The organism is Micromonospora phaseoli, from assembly GCF_900109115.1.
GTDB classification, from domain to species: Bacteria; Actinomycetota; Actinomycetes; order Mycobacteriales; family Micromonosporaceae; genus Micromonospora; species Micromonospora phaseoli.
Genome location: NZ_FNYV01000007.1, coordinates 222,267 through 237,931 on the forward strand (window position 1 = coordinate 222,267; position 15,665 = coordinate 237,931).

At 70.0% G+C, this 15,665-nt stretch carries 16 protein-coding genes and 1 tRNA gene; 11 read left to right on the forward strand and 6 right to left on the reverse strand.

Features of this window, described 5'->3' with window-relative positions; all coding sequences use genetic code 11:
• Window positions 1–168 precede the first annotated feature (168 nt).
• Complete coding sequence (locus BMY89_RS19240) at window positions 169–783, forward strand: PASTA domain-containing protein (RefSeq protein WP_170147723.1); 615 nt, start codon at window positions 169–171, stop codon at window positions 781–783.
• Between the two features lie 99 nt (window positions 784–882).
• On the forward strand, window positions 883–1,689 hold the full coding sequence (locus BMY89_RS19245; RefSeq protein WP_092381394.1) for a PASTA domain-containing protein: 807 nt from the start codon (window positions 883–885) through the stop codon (window positions 1,687–1,689).
• Between the two features lie 9 nt (window positions 1,690–1,698).
• Here the strand turns inward: BMY89_RS19245 and BMY89_RS19250 are convergent, their stop codons facing one another.
• Both BMY89_RS19250 and BMY89_RS19255 read right to left on the reverse strand, forming a co-directional pair.
• A complete protein-coding gene (locus BMY89_RS19250; RefSeq protein WP_372433327.1) occupies window positions 1,699–2,151 on the reverse strand; it encodes a hypothetical protein in 453 nt (150 codons plus the stop codon).
• A 193-nt stretch (window positions 2,152–2,344) separates the two neighbouring features.
• Complete coding sequence (locus tag BMY89_RS19255) at window positions 2,345–2,632, reverse strand: hypothetical protein (protein ID WP_092381395.1); 288 nt, start codon at window positions 2,630–2,632, stop codon at window positions 2,345–2,347.
• A 568-nt stretch (window positions 2,633–3,200) separates the two neighbouring features.
• Between BMY89_RS19255 and BMY89_RS19260 the strand changes: the two genes are divergently transcribed.
• The 3 genes from BMY89_RS19260 (at window position 3,201) to BMY89_RS19270 (ending at window position 4,889) form a co-directional block, all read left to right on the forward strand.
• Window positions 3,201–4,076 (forward strand): helix-turn-helix domain-containing protein, encoded by an 876-nt coding sequence (locus BMY89_RS19260; protein WP_092381396.1) that lies wholly within the window; start codon window positions 3,201–3,203, stop codon window positions 4,074–4,076.
• Entirely contained in the window at window positions 4,052–4,273 is a 222-nt protein-coding gene (locus tag BMY89_RS19265) for a DUF397 domain-containing protein (protein ID WP_092381397.1), read from the forward strand. Before BMY89_RS19260 ends, BMY89_RS19265 begins: the two co-directional genes overlap by 25 nt.
• Before the next feature lie 208 nt (window positions 4,274–4,481).
• Window positions 4,482–4,889, forward strand: coding sequence for a hypothetical protein (locus tag BMY89_RS19270; RefSeq protein ID WP_092381398.1), 408 nt, complete (start codon window positions 4,482–4,484; stop codon window positions 4,887–4,889).
• On the opposite strand, the gene BMY89_RS19275 is transcribed toward BMY89_RS19270, so the two are convergent.
• Window positions 4,854–5,456, reverse strand: a complete 603-nt coding sequence (locus tag BMY89_RS19275) for a hypothetical protein (protein ID WP_092381547.1) — start codon at window positions 5,454–5,456, stop codon at window positions 4,854–4,856. The two genes, BMY89_RS19270 and BMY89_RS19275, sit on opposite strands and share 36 nt — an antisense overlap.
• 220 nt (window positions 5,457–5,676) lie before the next feature.
• On the opposite strand from BMY89_RS19275, the gene BMY89_RS19280 reads away from it, so the two are divergent.
• Window positions 5,677–7,536: a S8 family peptidase gene (locus BMY89_RS19280; protein ID WP_092381399.1), complete on the forward strand. Its 1,860-nt coding sequence runs from the start codon at window positions 5,677–5,679 to the stop codon at window positions 7,534–7,536.
• A gap of 58 nt (window positions 7,537–7,594) precedes the next feature.
• Here BMY89_RS19280 and BMY89_RS19285 read toward each other — a convergent pair whose 3' ends face one another.
• From BMY89_RS19285 to BMY89_RS19295, 3 genes are all read right to left on the reverse strand, one after another.
• Complete coding sequence (locus BMY89_RS19285) at window positions 7,595–8,392, reverse strand: WecB/TagA/CpsF family glycosyltransferase (RefSeq protein WP_092381548.1); 798 nt, start codon at window positions 8,390–8,392, stop codon at window positions 7,595–7,597.
• On the reverse strand, window positions 8,389–9,504 hold the full coding sequence (locus tag BMY89_RS19290) for an NAD-dependent epimerase/dehydratase family protein (RefSeq protein ID WP_175510389.1): 1,116 nt from the start codon (window positions 9,502–9,504) through the stop codon (window positions 8,389–8,391). Before BMY89_RS19290 ends, BMY89_RS19285 begins: the two co-directional genes overlap by 4 nt.
• A 63-nt stretch (window positions 9,505–9,567) precedes the next feature.
• A tRNA-Leu gene (locus BMY89_RS19295) sits at window positions 9,568–9,653 on the reverse strand.
• A 227-nt stretch (window positions 9,654–9,880) separates the two neighbouring features.
• Between BMY89_RS19295 and BMY89_RS19300 the strand changes: the two genes are divergently transcribed.
• Genes BMY89_RS19300 through BMY89_RS19320 form a run of 5 tightly spaced genes read left to right on the forward strand, consistent with a single transcriptional unit; the run spans window position 9,881 to window position 15,664 of the window.
• Window positions 9,881–10,690, forward strand: coding sequence for an FHA domain-containing protein (locus BMY89_RS19300; RefSeq protein ID WP_092381401.1), 810 nt, complete (start codon window positions 9,881–9,883; stop codon window positions 10,688–10,690).
• 6 nt (window positions 10,691–10,696) lie between these two features.
• A complete protein-coding gene (locus BMY89_RS19305) occupies window positions 10,697–11,185 on the forward strand; it encodes an FHA domain-containing protein FhaB/FipA (protein ID WP_092381402.1) in 489 nt (162 codons plus the stop codon).
• Window positions 11,182–12,645, forward strand: coding sequence for a PP2C family protein-serine/threonine phosphatase (locus tag BMY89_RS19310; protein WP_092381403.1), 1,464 nt, complete (start codon window positions 11,182–11,184; stop codon window positions 12,643–12,645). Before BMY89_RS19305 ends, BMY89_RS19310 begins: the two co-directional genes overlap by 4 nt.
• Window positions 12,646–12,671: 26 nt before the next feature.
• On the forward strand, window positions 12,672–14,162 hold the full coding sequence (locus BMY89_RS19315) for an FtsW/RodA/SpoVE family cell cycle protein (RefSeq protein ID WP_092381404.1): 1,491 nt from the start codon (window positions 12,672–12,674) through the stop codon (window positions 14,160–14,162).
• Window positions 14,159–15,664 carry a peptidoglycan D,D-transpeptidase FtsI family protein gene (locus BMY89_RS19320; RefSeq protein ID WP_092381405.1) on the forward strand — a complete coding sequence of 502 codons (1,506 nt, stop codon included), beginning with the start codon at window positions 14,159–14,161 and terminating at the stop codon, window positions 15,662–15,664. Before BMY89_RS19315 ends, BMY89_RS19320 begins: the two co-directional genes overlap by 4 nt.
• Window position 15,665 lies beyond the last annotated feature (1 nt).

Genomic DNA, 15,665 nt, shown 5'->3' on the forward strand with positions numbered 1-15,665 from the left:
TCCTGTGGTCGGTGCGGCGAGTCGTGCGTGGCATCGGCAGTCGACGGTTACGGAAAGTGCTTGGCTCCGGCGGCTAGGGTCGCCGGTGATGAGGCGGTGGGCGGGATGACGGACGGGACCAGGGGCGGGCAGCCGGCAAGCGGCGACGCGGCACCTAATCGGAGCACGATGCTCATCGGTGGCGGTGTCGCTGCGGTGCTGCTCGCGGTCATCGGTGCGGCCGGGGGCTGGGTGCTCGCCGGCGACCAGCAGGGATCGGTCGCCACCCCGCCACCTGCTGCGACCGGCAGCCGGACCCCAGTCGCCGAGACATCTTCGCCGCCCGGCCGGCCGACCCCGACCAGGCCGAGCAGCAGTCCCAGCCAGTCGCGGCCGACCGGGCTGACCGTGCCGGAGTTGGTCGGCATGGACTTCGAGGAAGCCCGCGAGGAGCTACGGGACCTGGGGCTGGGCTGGCAGTTCGTCTTCGGTAGTGGGAGCAGTTCCAGCGTGCGGAGCACCAAACCGGCTCCGGGTACGCCGGTGAGGCGTGGCATCACGGTGGTGATCACCGTGGCCGGCGCCGCGCCACCGAGCGAGGTGCCGGACCTGGTCGGTGAGTCGTGCAACGACGCGAAGGACGAACTCGTCGAGGATGGCTTCTCGCCTCGCTATCCCACCGGTCGTTCCGGGGTGGTCACCGCCCAGCAGCCGGCCGGCGACACCGTCGGAAAGTGGAACGACGTCGTCCAGATCTGGTGCGGCACGGCCCCGAGTGGCGACGAGAGCACTTCTGCTCGGTGACGCGCAGCCGACACGCTGATGCCGGCCGATGGTGGACAGAAGCGCTAGGTTGACCGTCGAGGGCCACGATGCCCGCCCGGCCGGCGGAGAGGACGTGCGATGAGCGACGACCGCCAGGAACCGGCCGAGCGACAACCCGACGATCAGACCCGTCCGATCTCACCGGCCGGCGGAACCTCGGACGAGACCGCGCCGCTGGGCCGTACCCCGGACGAGACCGCGCCGCTGGGCCGTACCCCGGACGAGACCGCGCCGCTGGGCCGTACCCCGGACGAGACCGCGCCGGCGGACGCGACCGCCCCGTTGCCGCCGACGCAGCGATCCGGGCCGACGGCGTGGGCGGGGCGCGCGGAGGTGCCGTCCGTCCGGCCGGGTGCCGACCCCGAGCAGACCAGCGGCGAGTGGTACCCCGAGGAGCAGGCCGATCGACCATGGTGGCTGCCCATCCTCTGGGGCATCGTGGTGCTGATCCTGCTTGGTCTGCTGGGTGTCGGGATCTGGCTGGCCCGGCAGGCTCTGGACGAGGGCGGGTCGACGTCGGAGTCACCGCAGCCGACGACGCCGGCCGCGACCTCCGCGTCGCCGTCGCCGACCACACCTTCGCCTTCACCTTCGCCGTCACCGACGAGCGCCGCTCCGGTCCAGTTGCCGGTGCCGCCGCTGGTCGGACTGTCGGAGGCCGCGGCGCGGGCGCTGCTGGATCAGCTCGACCTCGACCACCAGGTGGAGTACCGTCCGTCGGACCAGCCGCCGGGAACCGTCATCGCCACCGACCCCGAGGCGGGCGAGTTGGTCGAGGCGGGCGACGAGATCAGGCTGGTGATCGCCTCGGCCAGTCCGAGCCCGTCGGTGACGACCGCCGAGCCGACCAGCGAGCCGACCACCACGGCGAGCCCCAACGACTGACCGGCGCGTTCACCACATGCGGCGTCTGGTGCCGACCAGCCCCAGCCCGGCGAGGGAGATCGCCAACCCGAACACGCCCGACCAGAAAAGCGACCGGATGAGTTCCTCTCGCGTGTCTCCACCGCTGGCCCGCGCGGCTGTCTCCGGCTCCCGGTGCGGTGGTTCGCCCGAGTGAGCCGAGCCGCCGTACCTGCTCGCCGGTTCGTCGGCCGGCTGATCGAACTGGTCGCCGGGGGTGAAGTAGTCCCAGGTGCCGGGTAGGCCGTCCGGTTCGACGCGTTCGCTCTCCACCACGGTGATTTCCGGGGCCGGAACCGGCTCGGCAAGCCGGGAGGACGACAAGGCGGGATCGCGGATCAGCACCGCCAGGGTGGTGATGGCGCCGAGAAGCGCCAGAAGTCCGAAGGCGTAGGTGATACGGGACCGATAGGACTCCCGCGCGGACAGAGTGACCATGGCCATCCCAGGTTCGGGGTCCGGGACGCGCGGGGTGGAGAAATGCCGGGGTGGGCATACCGATTCTATGGTGCCGGCATGCCCGGTGAACCCTTTTCAACCTGAACCGCGCGGTGCTTGCACACCACGTGGGACCTCGCTCTCCGTCGGTCGGCAAGTGAGGGTTGAGAAGGGTTGACCCGGACGACGGTTCGTGATTTCAGCCCACCCGCACCGGAGTCCGGGTGGTCGGCCGGCGGGCCGAGCGCACGGTGTGCGGACGGGGCTGCGGAGCGGCCTGTACCTGCTGCAGCCCGGCCCGTTGAACGAAGATCGAGCGCCGGTTGACCGCGTCCCCCGCCGCGTTCAACTCGTAGCCTTCGAGCCAGAGCCAGCCGTCGTAGGTGGGCCGGTCGAGCACCCGGATCACCCGGAACAGGATGGGTTTGAGGAACTGGACACTCGCCGCGCGTGTCACGTGCAGTACGTCACCGGAGCGGGGAAGCACATGGGCTCCTGGAAGGTCGGCCGGCGGGGAAGGCCGGCAATGGTGATCGGGGGGTTTTGGGGGCTCCGGCGGCGAGGTTCGTGTCTCGTGGGCCGGTTCGTGGCGCTGGCCTGGTCGGTGCCGGTCCGCTGGTGGCGAATCCGCACTGGCCGTAGGGGCTGCTCAGGAGGTGTCGCTGGAATCGCCGCCGTCGGGCGTGGGTGAGCGGCCTCCGCTTCGGGGGGCTGCGCCGACGACTGACGACCGGGTCTGCTCACCACCTCCGCCTCCACGGTTTTGATCACGTGCGGAGACGAGTCGGAGACTTTCCGTGACCCGGGCCATACGGACAGAGTGCATCAGGGTCGTGCTCGATGCAAGTTGCACGTCGACTTTTGCCGATACATGAGCGGCTCGCGCGAAACGGCGCTTGAACGTGCCACACCCGGACGGCACACTGAGGGCCGGTCTTCGCCCGCCGCGGCCGGCCGGAGATCGGCTCCACCCCATGCCGCGAAACGTCCGCCGGAGTTGGGTCGCGCCGCAGGCGGGTGGCGACAGCGGCGCACCGAGGCGAAGAGGTGACACCGTGAGTGAGCGGCGCAGCCCGACCATCCGGCGGCGCCGGCTCGGCGCGGAACTGCGCCGCCAGCGCGAGACCGCCGGGATCACCATAGAGGCGGTGGCGGAGCAGCTGGAGTGTTCGGCGTCCAAGATCTCGCGAATCGAGACCGGCCACACCACCGCGACTCCCCGGGATGTGCGGGACATGCTGCGGATCTACGGGGTGGTGGGCGCCGAGAGCGACGAGCTGGTGCAGATCGCCCGTGAGGCGCGGCAGAAGGGCTGGTGGCACCCCTACAGCACGGTGCTGGTGGGGGCGTACGTGGGCCTGGAGGCGGCGGCCAGTTCGATTCGCGCGTACGAGCAGCAGGTGGTGCCCGGGCTGCTGGAGACCGAGGACTACGCCAGCGCGATGATCCGAGCGGCCCGTCCGGATTTCAACCCCGATCAGGTACAGCAAAGAGTGCGTGTCCGACTCGGCCGTCAGTCGTTGTTGACCCAGGATGATCCGGTCGATCTGTGGGTGGTGCTCGATGAGGCGGTGTTGAGCCGTCCGGTGGGTGGGGACACGGTCATGCGTGACCAGCTCAGACGGTTGGTGGAGGTGGCCCAGCTGCCGAACGTGACGCTGCAGGTCCTGCCGTTCCAGGTGGGAGCTCATGCCGGCATGGACGGTACCTTCACGATCCTCAGCTTCCCCGAAACCGGTGATCCGGATGTCGTGTACGCGGAGAACGCCACGGGTGGGCTCTTCCTGGAGAAGAGCGACGAACTACAGAAGTACAGCTTCATCTTCGATCACATTCGAGCAGCGGCCATGCGTCCGGAGGAGTCCATCGCATACATCGCGAGAGTGGCAGAGGAGCCGTTGTGGAAGTGGCGACGCAGGGAATCCCCGTGAACCTGACGCAGGCAAGCTGGTTCAAGAGCTCGAAGAGCGGACCGAACTGTGACAACTGCGTGGAGGTGGCGTACGTGACCGGGGCGGTCGGCGTCCGGGACTCGAAGGACAAGAGCGGGCCCGCCCTCGTCTTCGCCCCGGGTGGTTGGCACGCCTTCGTCGCCGGCACCAGGGAAGGCGTGTTCGGCCGGGACTGAATCCCGCAACTGATGGTGACGGATCCCCGTCCGGCGAGTCCGGTCGGGGATCCGTGCTGTCCGCGCGATCGCCTTGGCCGGCCGATCCTGGCTCGCATGACCCGCCGGCTGCCGTCGCCACATCCTGTCCGTGTCGTTGTACCTCTCGGTACGCGCTGGTCGACATCCCCCCGGCAGGGCGGGTAACCGAGCGAGACAGGCGAGACGGATGACGAGTATCGGGTCAGAGAACCTCACCAATGGACCGGGAAAGCCGGAGCGGTTCGGCGGCAAGTACCGCGGTGCCCGGCGGGACACCGTGTTGACCGAGGTGGTGTCGACGGACGCCGAGCACGCCGGTCGGGAGACCGCGACGGCGACGGAGCCGCCTCCGTCGCCGCTCACGCTGCCGTCGTTGGACCCGAACCCGCTGACCGAGCCGTCCTTTCCGGCCTCCGGCTGGTCGACGGTGGACGACGGCTCGCTCGTGGACCACCCGCTGCTGCGTGGCCTGCTGATGGAGTTGCCGCCGAAGGGCAGCGTGCCGCCCCCCGGGTGGCTGGACCGCTGGTTCGAGGCGACCCGGGCGATCCTGGAACTGCTATACGTGCAGGGCGCTGGCGGCCGGACGCGCTGAGACCGTCCGCTCCGGCATGGCCCGCTCGGCGAGCCGGTTGTGACGCAGCGCATGGCGTACGCCGATCACCGCGACGCCCAGTGCCCCGGCCGTGATCGTGGGCCCGATCGCATCGGGCCCGAGGAAGCGGTTGACGCCGCTCGCCACGATCAGGGCCGGCACCAGGGCCAACGCGGTCACCTGCAAGGGCAACCCGATCAACGGGTGCGCCGCGGCGGCGCGCAGCCCGTGCGGGGCCGGCGTCCGTGGCGCGGCGGCCAGGGCAGCGGCTCCGGCCCGGAGCCGGCGCAGCCGGCGCACCGTGCAGGTCGCCACCACAAGTGCCGGGATGGCGGCGAGCGCGAGCCCGGCGGCGGCCCGGTCCGCCATGGTTTCGCCGACCGAGGCCAGTCCGGCGATCGGCAGAGCCACCGTGAGGCCGAGCCCGGCGAGGGTCAGCGCGAGCAGCCAGCCGCAGTGGCGGCGCAACCCGCGGGCGTGGGTCATCCGGGGCAACCCGTCCGCGAGGTACCCGGCTACCCACCAGATGACGGCGACCGGAAGCAGGAGGGCGAGATGGCTCTGCATGTCCATCAGCCTTGCCCGCTTTCGGTCCCGGCGAATCCGGGCCAACCCCCCGTTCGTCCCGTACCCGCCCCCGTAGGGGGACCATCCCGCGAGTGTTATGAGGGATCCGGCATGTTTATCTGTCCGCAACCGGCCGACTACTCTCACCTAGATCGGCAATCATCGATCAACCTGCCACGAGCAGGTGGACGATCGATGCCGATCGGAGGGAGGTAGGAAGATGGCTCTTCCACACAGGTCCGTGCTCGTCGGTCTGGCCGCGCTGGCCATGGTGGCGGCGGCTACGCCGGCCATGGCAGCCGAGCCGGTCGGCACCGTCCGAAGCGCCGGTGGGACAACCGCCGTCGAAGGCAGCTACATCGTCGTGTTCAAGGACAACGAGGTCAGCCGCGCGAGCGTCGGCTCCTCCGTGGACCGGCTGCTGCGCCGGCACGGCGGTGCCACGGCACGCACCTACAACTCGGCCGTCCGCGGTGCCGAGATGCGCGTCAGTGCCCGGGCCGCGGCGCGGATCGCCGCGGACCCCGCCGTCGCGTACGTCGAGCAGAACCACGTCGTCTCCATCGCGGGTACCCAGACGAACCCCCCGTCCTGGGGCCTGGACCGGATCGACCAACGGAACCTGCCGCTGAACAACTCCTACACCTACCCCAACACGGCCACGAACGTGACCTCGTACGTCATCGACACCGGCATCCGGATCACCCACTCGGACTTCGGCGGCCGGGCGACCTGGGGCACCAACGCGGTCGACTCCAACAACACCGACTGCAACGGTCATGGCACGCACGTCGCCGGCACCGTCGGCGGCTCGGCGTACGGCGTTGCCAAGGCCACCCGCCTGGTGGCGGTGAAGGTGCTCAACTGCTCCGGCAGCGGCACCAACGCGGGCGTCATCGCCGGCGTCGACTGGGTCACCGCCAACGCGGTCAAACCGGCCGTGGCCAACATGAGCCTCGGCGGCGGGGCCAGCAGCGCGCTCGACAACGCGGTGACCAACTCGATCAACTCCGGCGTGACGTACGCGTTGGCCGCGGGTAACAGCAACGCCAACGCCTGCAACAGCTCGCCGGCCCGTACTCCGGCGGCCATCACGGTCGGCGCGACGACCAGCACCGACGCGCGGGCCTCCTACTCCAACTACGGCACCTGCCTGGACATCTTCGCGCCGGGCTCGTCCATCACCGCGCCGTGGATCACCAACGACACCTCCACCAACACCATCAGCGGCACCTCGATGGCCTCGCCGCACGTGGCCGGTGCCGCCGCCCTGGTGCTCTCCGCGAACCCGTCGTGGAGCCCGCAGCAGGTGCGCGACTACCTGGTCAACAACGCCACCAACAACGTGGTGACCAGCCCGGGCACCGGATCGCCCAACAAGCTGCTCTACGTGGTCAACGGCGACACCCCGCCGCCGGCCAACGACTTCTCGGTCGCGGTGTCGCCGACCTCCGGCTCCACCGCCCCCGGCGGCTCGGTGACCGCCACCGTGGCCACCGCCACCACCAACGGGTCCGCCCAGTCGGTCAGCCTCTCGGCCAGCGGCCTGCCGTCCGGGGCGACCGCCTCGTTCAGCCCGGCCACCGTCACCTCGGGCGGATCGTCGACGCTGACCATCGGCACCTCGGCCAGCACGCCGGCCGGCACGTACACGGTGACCGTCACCGGCACCGCGACCTCCGGCACCAGAAGCGCGACGTACTCGCTGACGGTGACCGGCAGTGGCGGCGGGGGCTGCTCCGGGACCAACGGCACCGACGTGGCGATCCCGGACTCCGGTTCGGCCGTCACCAGCTCGATCACGATCTCCGGCTGCAACCGGAACGCCTCGTCGGCCTCGACCGTCGCGGTGAACATCGTGCACACCTACCGTGGCGACCTGGTCATCGACCTGCTCGCCCCGGACGGCTCGTCCTACCGGCTGAAGAACAGCAGCATCTTCGACGGCACGGACAACGTGAACGCCACGTACACGGTGAACCTGTCCAGCGAGGCGGCGAACGGCACCTGGCGCCTGCAGGTGCGCGACGTCTACGGCGGTGACACCGGTTACATCAACACCTGGACGCTGACCCTCTGACGTCCGACCCGGCACCGGGTCCCTGGCATCACGCCAGGGGCCCGGTCGCTTCGTACGGTCAGACCGCGAAACCGGTGGGGCGCTCGGCGGCCGGCGCGGGCGGCCGGGCCTTCCACAGTCCGGTCTTCTGCGCGAACAACCGGCTCAGGTACGCCGGGTTGAGGATCACGTAGCGTCGCCACAGCCGCTTCGGCTCCAGCCCGAGTCGCCAGAACCACTCCAGCCCGGCGCGCTGCATCCACGGCGGCGGCTGACGCAGCAGCCCGGCGTGGTAGTCGAAGGCCGCGCCGACCGCCATCAGCGGCATGTCCAGCAGCGGACGCATCGCGTACGCGAAGACCTCCTGGCGGGGGCAGCCCAGCCCGACCAGGACCAGCCGGGCACCGCTGGCCTTGATCCGGTCGGCGATCTCGACGTCCTCGCCCGGCTGTACGGCCCGGAACTTCGACGGCTCGACCCCGGCGATCTTCAGCGCCGGGAACATCCGCTCCAACTCCGGGATCAGCCGGGCCAGGGTCTCCTCGGTCGAGCCGTACAGATAGACCGGCAGGCCCTCGTCGGCGAAGCGGGAGAGCACGTGCAGGGTCAGCAGCGGCCCGTAGACCCGGTCGGTGAGGCCGGCACCGTGCAGCAGGTTCAGTGCCCAGCGCACCGGCTGACCGTCCGGGGTCACCACGTCGAAGGAGTTGAGTCGGGCGTTGTGCGGCCGGTCCAGCACCCCGGTCATCACGCCGTGTACGGCCAGCGCGGTCAGCGCCAGTGGCCGCCGGTCCTGCGCGGCGGCCACCACCCGCTCGGTCGCGTCGGCGTAGTCGGTGGCGTCGACCAGGACTCCGAGAACGTTCTTCTTGGTCATGCTCCGGGCACCCACTTGTCCACGTTGGCCTCGTAGATCTCACGCATGATCATGGGCACGTCGTAGACCTGCTTCCAGTCTGGATAGTCGGCCTGGAACGCCTCGTTTGAGCCGATCCACCACTTGTGGTCGCCGATCCGGTTGGCCTCGACGTACTCGGAGATCATCTCCTGGCCGGTGATCCGCTCGGCCTCGGCGAACGCCTCGCGCATGGAGGTGTTCGAGTGCCGGCCGCCGCCCAGGTTGTATACGGCGGCCGAGCGGGGGTTGCGGAAGAACGCCTCGAACGCGGAGACCACGTCCGAGCTGTGGATGGCGTCCCGCACCTGCTTGCCCTGGTACCCGAAGATCTTGTACGTGCGGCGCTCCATGTTGGCGCGCATCAGGTAACCCAGGAAGCCGTGCAGTTCGGTCGCCGAGTGCGCCGGGCCGGTCAGGGTGCCGCCCCGGAAGCAGGCCGTCTTCATGCCGAAGTAGCGGCCGTACTCCTGCACCATGATGTCCGCGGCGACCTTGGAGGCACCGAAGATCGAGTGCAGGCAGGCGTCGATTGACATGTCCTCGCGGATGCCCTGCTCGTACGGGTGGCCCGGCTCGATCTCCCAGCGGGTCTCCAGTTCGACCAGCGGCAGACTGTTCGGCCGGTCGCCGTAGACCTTGTTGGTCGAGCAGTGGATGACCGGGGCCTCCACGCAGTGTTCCCGGACGCTCTGCAGGACGTTCAGGGTGCCGGCGGCGTTCACGTCGAAGTCGGTGAACGGGTCGCGTACCGCCCAGTCGTGCGAGGGCTGCGCGGCGGTGTGGATCACCACTGCCACGTCCCGGCCGTACCGCTTGAACAGCGTGCCCAGCGCTCCGCGGTCCCGGATGTCGATGCTGTGGTGCGAGTACGCGTCACCCAGCTCGTCGGTCAGCCGGCGGACGTTCCACGCGGTGGACGCCTCCTCGCCGAAGAACTCCTGCCGCATGTCGTTGTCGATGCCGACCACGTCGAGACCGAGGCCGGCGAAGTGCCGGACCGCCTCGGAGCCGATCAGCCCGCCCGACCCGGTCACGAATGCGACACTCACATGCCACTCCTGGTACGTCGGAGGCAGAAACCATCGGAGCATAGCGTGACATCTGGCACGCTCCGATACGGAGCGAGGGCCCCGCATTCGCGGAGCCCTCGTCTGTGGTGGGGAAGGGGGGAGTTGAACCCCCACGTCCTTTCGGACACACGGACCTGAACCGTGCGCGTCTGCCATTCCGCCACTTCCCCGTGGCTGGACCTGGGACAACGTAATCCAGGCCGACGCCGCTGTCGCCAGCGGGCCTCGGCCATATTACGTGGCCCTCGGTCTTCGCCGCGAATGGCTTTCACTGCGCGCAGCGGTTACCGTTCGTGGCGGACGAAAGAGTAGCACGACAATCCGGAGCCGTCCGAACGGGCCGTGGCCTGCTGGCCGAGCGGCGTGTGAGCTGCGTGCGCTCTGGGCGGATACCATCATGTCCTCGGGACCCGAGGAGGAGCCGGTGAGCGTGCTGCAACGCTTCGAGAAGCGTCTGGAAGGCCTGGTAGAAGGGGCCTTCGCCAAGGTCTTCAAGGGTGTGGTGCACCCCGTGGAGATCCTCAACGCCATGCAGCGGGAGGCTGAGGCGCACAAGGCCATTCTGGCCGGCGGGCGCACGTTGGTGCCGAACCGCTACGTGATCGATCTCTCGCCGTACGACCACAGTCGGCTGGCGCCGTACGCTGCCGCGCTGGCCCAGGAGTTGGCCCAGTCGCAGGCGGAGTTCATCGGCGAGCAGGCGTGGACGGTCTACGGAGACGTGATCGTCGAGATCGAGCGCGGTGAAGGATTGGACACCGGTATGTTCCGGGTCACCGCCGAGGTCTACACCGGTGGCGATGTCGCCCCGGTCTCCGCGCCCGGCTATGACGCCGGCCCGCCCGGGTACGACGCCGGCCCGCCCGGCTATCCGGCGTACGACCAGGGTGGCGGCTACGGCCCGCCGCCGGGTCACGGCGGTGCGCGCAACGTGCGGCTGGTCTCCGGTGACGGCCGCACCTATCCGCTGCAGATGGGCTCGACCGTGATCGGTCGTGGCGACCAGGCCAACCTGCGCCTGCCGGACGTCGGCATCTCCCGGCGACACGCCCGGCTGGACTTCGACGGTGGGCAGGTCGTGCTGACCGATCTCGGCTCGACCAACGGCACCATGGTCAACGGTCAGCGGGTCTCCGCTGTGGCGCTGAACCCCGGTGACATGATCCAGCTCGGCACGACCACCCTGACCTTCCGCGTGGACGGCTGATCCGCCTTGCCGGAACTCGTCATCACCGTCGCGCGGTTCGGATTCCTCGTCCTGCTGTGGATCTTCGTGTTCACGGTGGTCGGCGTCATCCGCCGGGACCTCTTCGCGGGGGCCCGCTCGGGCCGGCTGGTGGCCGCACCCCGGGCGGTGGGTGCGTCGACCGGACAGTCGACCGCGAAGCCGGCGAAGGTGAAGCGGGGCCGGGCGGCGCACCAACTGGTGGTGACCGCCGGCCAATTGGCCGGCACCCGGATCACGCTCGGTGAGGCGCAGATAACGATCGGTCGCGCCGAGGACTCCACTCTCGTCATCACCGACGATTACGCCTCCGCGCGACACGCCCGGCTCATGCCGCGTGACGGGCAATGGTTCGTCGAGGACCTCGGTTCGACTAACGGGACGTACCTGGATCGCGCTAAGGTCACCGGACCAACCCCCGTACCCCTCGGCGTGCCGATCCGAATCGGCCGCACCTCTCTCGAATTACGGCCATGACTCTGACCCTGCGCTATGCGGCCCACAGCGACCGCGGTCTGATCCGAGACGGAAACCAGGATTCCGTCTACGCCGGGCCGCGGCTACTCGCCGTCGCCGACGGCATGGGCGGCATGGCCGCCGGTGACGTCGCCAGCAACATCGTCATCGGTGCCATGGCGCCGTTGGACGAGGACGTCCCCGGTGACGCCCTGGTCGACGCGCTCCGCTCCGCCGTGAGCACCGCCAACCAGCAGCTCCGCGAGACCGTGGAAGCCAACCCGCAACTGGAGGGGATGGGTACCACGCTGACCGCGACCCTCTTCTCCGGCAGCAAGCTCGGGATGGTCCACATCGGCGACTCGCGGGCCTACCTTCTGCGTGACGGAGAGTTCGCGCAGATCACCAAGGACGACACCTACGTCCAGATGCTCGTCGACGAGGGCCGGATCAGCCCGGAGGAGGCGAGCAGCCACCCCCAGCGTTCGCTGCTCACCCGGGCCCTGGACGGTCGCGACATCGACCCGGAGTACTCGGTCCGGCAGGTCCTCACCGGTGACCGTTACCTGATCTGCTCCGACGGCCTTTCCGGAGTGGTCAGCGCGGAGACCATCGGCGAGACCATGCGCGAGTACGCCGATCCCCAGCAGTGCGTCGAGCGGCTCGTCGCGCTGGCGCTGCGCGGTGGCGGGCCGGACAACATCACGGTGATCATCGCCGACGCCACCGACCGGGACATCGTCGAGGCGGCGCCGATCGTCGGCGGTGCGGCAGCCCGGGACCGGGGCATGGCCACCTCGGCGGACGTCTCCACGCCGGCCGCCCGCGCCTCGGCGCTCTCCGCCCCCCGACCTGCCGTCCCGGAAGAGCCCGCCGCGAACGACGACGAGCCGGAGGCTCGCCGACGCCCACTGCGGGTACTCGCGATGGCGACCGCGCTGGTGGTGATCGTCGGCGGCGGTGTGTTCGCCGGGTGGAGCTACACCCAGCGGCAGTACTACGTCGGCGCGACGGAGAACGGCCAGGTGGCCGTCTTCCGTGGGATCCAGGGCCAGATCGCCGGCATGGACCTCTCCAGCCTGCACTCGGAGAGCAGCGCCCAGCTGGACGACCTCACCCTCGCCGCGCAGGAGCAGGTCAAACAGGGCATCCCGGCGAAGAGCGAGCCGGACGCGGAACGGCGGTTGGCGGAGCTGACGATGGATAGCCCGACCAACGTGAACCTCAAGCCGATCTGCCCGCCCACCCCGAGCCCGACCCCCTCGGAGGACCTGGGCTCACCCACGCCGAGTGCCCCGGCCGGCTCGCCAAGTCAGGTGGGCAGCGCCTCGCAGTCGACGCGGGGCGCCTCGACGACTCCGACGCCGACCGGCACTCCCAACGGCACCGCGGAGGCCGCACCGGACAGCACACCCGATGCCCCGCCCGTCGACACCTTCTCGCCCACGGTCGACCCGGCGGCCTGCCGGTCGCCCGAGTAGGCACCGGCTCCGACCCGAGGACGATCGTGACCGCAGCGGCCACTCCGGCAACCTCGCCCGCAACCGCGGGCGAGCGACCCGGCGTACGCCTGGCCCGGTCCCGACGTAACGCCGAGTTGTCGCTGCTGCTGCTGGCGATGGCGCTGGTCGCCGCGTACGGGGCGATGGTCGAGGCGAACGTGCTCGACACGATCACCCCGAGCTTCTGGGTGCCGGCCGCCGCGCTCACCGCGGTGTTCCTCGGCATGCACCTGGTGATCCGGTTCCTGGCGCCGTTCGCCGATCCGGCCCTGCTGCCCGCGGTGGCCCTGCTCAACGGGCTCGGCGTCGGCTTCCTGCACCGGCTCGACCTGGCCAGGGCGGCACCGGAGGAGCGGGCCGACCTGGCCACCTTCGCCGGTGTCGGTGGTCGGCAACTGGCCTGGACACTGATCTCGGTGATCCTGGCCGCCGTGCTGCTGGCCGTGATGCGCGACCACCGGTCGATCTCCCGGTACGCGTACACCCTGGGTCTGGCGGGCATCGTGCTGGTCATGCTCCCGGCCGTGCTGCCGGCCAGCATCTCCGAGATCAACGGCGCGAAGCTGTGGGTACGCATCGGCAGCTTCTCCATCCAGCCCGGGGAGTTCGCCAAGCTCGCCCTGCTGGTCTTCTTCGCCTACTACCTGGTCCGCAAGCGCGAGGTGCTGTCGCTGGCCAGCCACCGCTTCCTCGGCATCGACTTCCCGCGCGGACGCGACCTCGGCCCGGTGCTCGTCGTCTGGGTGATCAGCCTGCTGGTCCTCGTCTTCGAGAAGGACCTGGGCACCTCGCTGCTCTACTTCGGCATGTTCGTGGCGACGGTCTACATCGCCACCGAGCGGGTCAGTTGGCTGCTCATCGGTCTGGTCCTCTTCTTCGGCGGCGCCTACCTCGCGTACGTGCTCGGCGAGGCGGTCGGCGGGCCGTTCGCGAACTTCTACCTGCGGGCGCAGATCTGGCTCGACCCGTTCGACAAGCCGTACGACGACGGGTACCAGTTGGTGCAGGGGCTGCTCGCGCTCGGTACCGGCGGACTGTTCGGCACCGGGCCGGGCGGTGGACAGCCGCTGCTGCTGCCCGAGGTGCAGAACGACTTCATCTTCGCCGGCCTCGGCGAGGAGATCGGCCTCTTCGGTCTCTCCGCGCTGCTGGTGATCTATCTGCTGATCGTGGAGCGGGGGCTGCGGGCCGCGCTGGCGGTACGGGACTCGTTCGGCAAACTGCTCGCCGGTGGCCTGGCGTTCACCCTCGCGCTCCAGGTCTTCGTGATCGTCGGCGGGATCAGCAAGCTCATTCCGCTCACCGGTCAGACCACGCCGTTCCTCTCCGCCGGTGGCTCCTCACTGATGGCCAACTGGCTGCTCATCGCAGTGCTGCTGCGGGTTTCCGACGCCGGCCGCCGGCCGGTCACCGGCGCCGGGGGCAAGGTCAACCGACCCGCCGGCGGCCCGCCCGAGCAGTTGCACGGTGCCCCCACGGAGGTGATCAAGCCGTGAACGCGCCGCTGCGCCGGGTAGGTGTGGTCGTCATCGTCCTGTTCGGCCTGCTCTTCGCGAACCTGAACTGGATCCAGGCCTACAAGGCCGACGAGTACCGCACCAGCGACTACAACGGTCGGGTCCAGGTCGCCAAGTACGACCGCAAACGCGGCAACATCGAGGCCGGCGGCACCGCCGTGGCGGTCAGCAAGGAGACCGACGGCGAGCTGAAGTACCTGCGCAGCTACCCGGGCGGCGCGAAGTACGCCCACGTGCTCGGGTACGAGCCGGTCAACGGAGCCGCGACCGGTCTGGAGCGCTCCGAGAACGACTTCCTCGCCGGCACCAGCGACCAGCTCATCGTCAACCGGCTACGGGACATGGTCACCGGCGACCGCACCGCCGGCGGCAACGTGCTGCTCACTCTCTCCGGCCGAGCCCAGGACACCGCGTACGACGAGCTGCGCAACAACAACCGCGGGGCGACCAAGGGCGCGGCGATCGCCATCGACCCGCGCACCGGGGCGGTGCAGGCGCTGGTCTCCATGCCCAGCTTCGACCCGAACCCGCTGGCCAGCCACAACACCAACGAGGCGAGCGCCGAATACAACAAGCTCGAACAGAACGCGGGACGGCCGCTGCGGAACCGGGCGCTCGCCGAGGTGCTGCCCCCGGGCTCCACCTTCAAGATCGTGGTAGCCGCCGCGGCGCTGGAGAACGGCATCGGCAAGGACACGAACATCCCGGCCGGGTCGAGCTACACCCCGCCCACCTCCGGCGAGGCGATCACCAACGCCGTGCCGTCGATCTGCCCGCAGTCTCAGGTCACCCTGATGAAGGCGGTCACCGACTCCTGCAACACCGGGTTCGCCAAGCTCGGCGTGCAACTCGGCCCGGACGTGATCAAGGAGAAGGCCCGGCAGTTCGGCTTCGAGCAGGAGGACCTGACGGTCGGCCGACTCGGCGAGGGTGGCCAGGCGGTCGAGGCCAGCCGTACCGGCACCATGGAGAACCCCGACGGCGGGGCCGACCCGGCGGCGCTGGCGCAGTCCTCCATCGGGCAGCGCGACGTGCGGATGACGCCGCTGGAGGGGGCCATGATCGCCGCCACGGTGGCCAACAACGGCAGCCAGATGCGGCCGTACCTGGTCCGCCAGCTGCTGGCACCCGACCGCACCACCGTCTACGACACGGCGGACCCGCGCGAGCTGCGCCGGCCGATCAGCGGCCAGGTCGCCGCCGACCTGCGGGACATGATGGTCAGCGTCGTCGAGAACGGCACCGGCCGGAGCGCGCAGATCAACGGCTACACGGTCGGCGGCAAGACCGGTACCGCCCAGTCCGCGCCCGACCGGGCCGACCACGGCTGGTTCATCGGCTTCGCGCTGGACTCCGGCGGCAACCCGGTCTCGGCCGTCTGCGTCGTCCTGGAGGAAGCCGGCAGCGGCGGCAGCGCCGAGGCCGCCCGGATCGCCGGCCAGATCATGCGGGCCGCCATCGCCGACCCCGGGGGACGCTGAC

Excerpts from the sequence above, each read along its gene's own strand:
- BMY89_RS19310 (WP_092381403.1), top strand. The coding sequence starts at position 11,182 with ATGACTCTGACCCTGCGCTATGCGGCCCACAGCGACCGCGGTCTGATC.
- BMY89_RS19275 (WP_092381547.1), bottom strand. The coding sequence starts at position 5,456 with ATGCAGAGCCATCTCGCCCTCCTGCTTCCGGTCGCCGTCATCTGGTGG.
- BMY89_RS19280 (WP_092381399.1), top strand. The coding sequence starts at position 5,677 with ATGGCTCTTCCACACAGGTCCGTGCTCGTCGGTCTGGCCGCGCTGGCC.
- BMY89_RS19240 (WP_170147723.1), top strand. The coding sequence starts at position 169 with ATGCTCATCGGTGGCGGTGTCGCTGCGGTGCTGCTCGCGGTCATCGGT.
- BMY89_RS19250 (WP_372433327.1), bottom strand. The coding sequence starts at position 2,151 with ATGGCCATGGTCACTCTGTCCGCGCGGGAGTCCTATCGGTCCCGTATC.
- BMY89_RS19285 (WP_092381548.1), bottom strand. The coding sequence starts at position 8,392 with ATGACCAAGAAGAACGTTCTCGGAGTCCTGGTCGACGCCACCGACTAC.
- BMY89_RS19290 (WP_175510389.1), bottom strand. The coding sequence starts at position 9,504 with ATGCTCCGATGGTTTCTGCCTCCGACGTACCAGGAGTGGCATGTGAGT.
- BMY89_RS19270 (WP_092381398.1), top strand. The coding sequence starts at position 4,482 with ATGACGAGTATCGGGTCAGAGAACCTCACCAATGGACCGGGAAAGCCG.
- BMY89_RS19300 (WP_092381401.1), top strand. The coding sequence starts at position 9,881 with ATGTCCTCGGGACCCGAGGAGGAGCCGGTGAGCGTGCTGCAACGCTTC.
- BMY89_RS19245 (WP_092381394.1), top strand. The coding sequence starts at position 883 with ATGAGCGACGACCGCCAGGAACCGGCCGAGCGACAACCCGACGATCAG.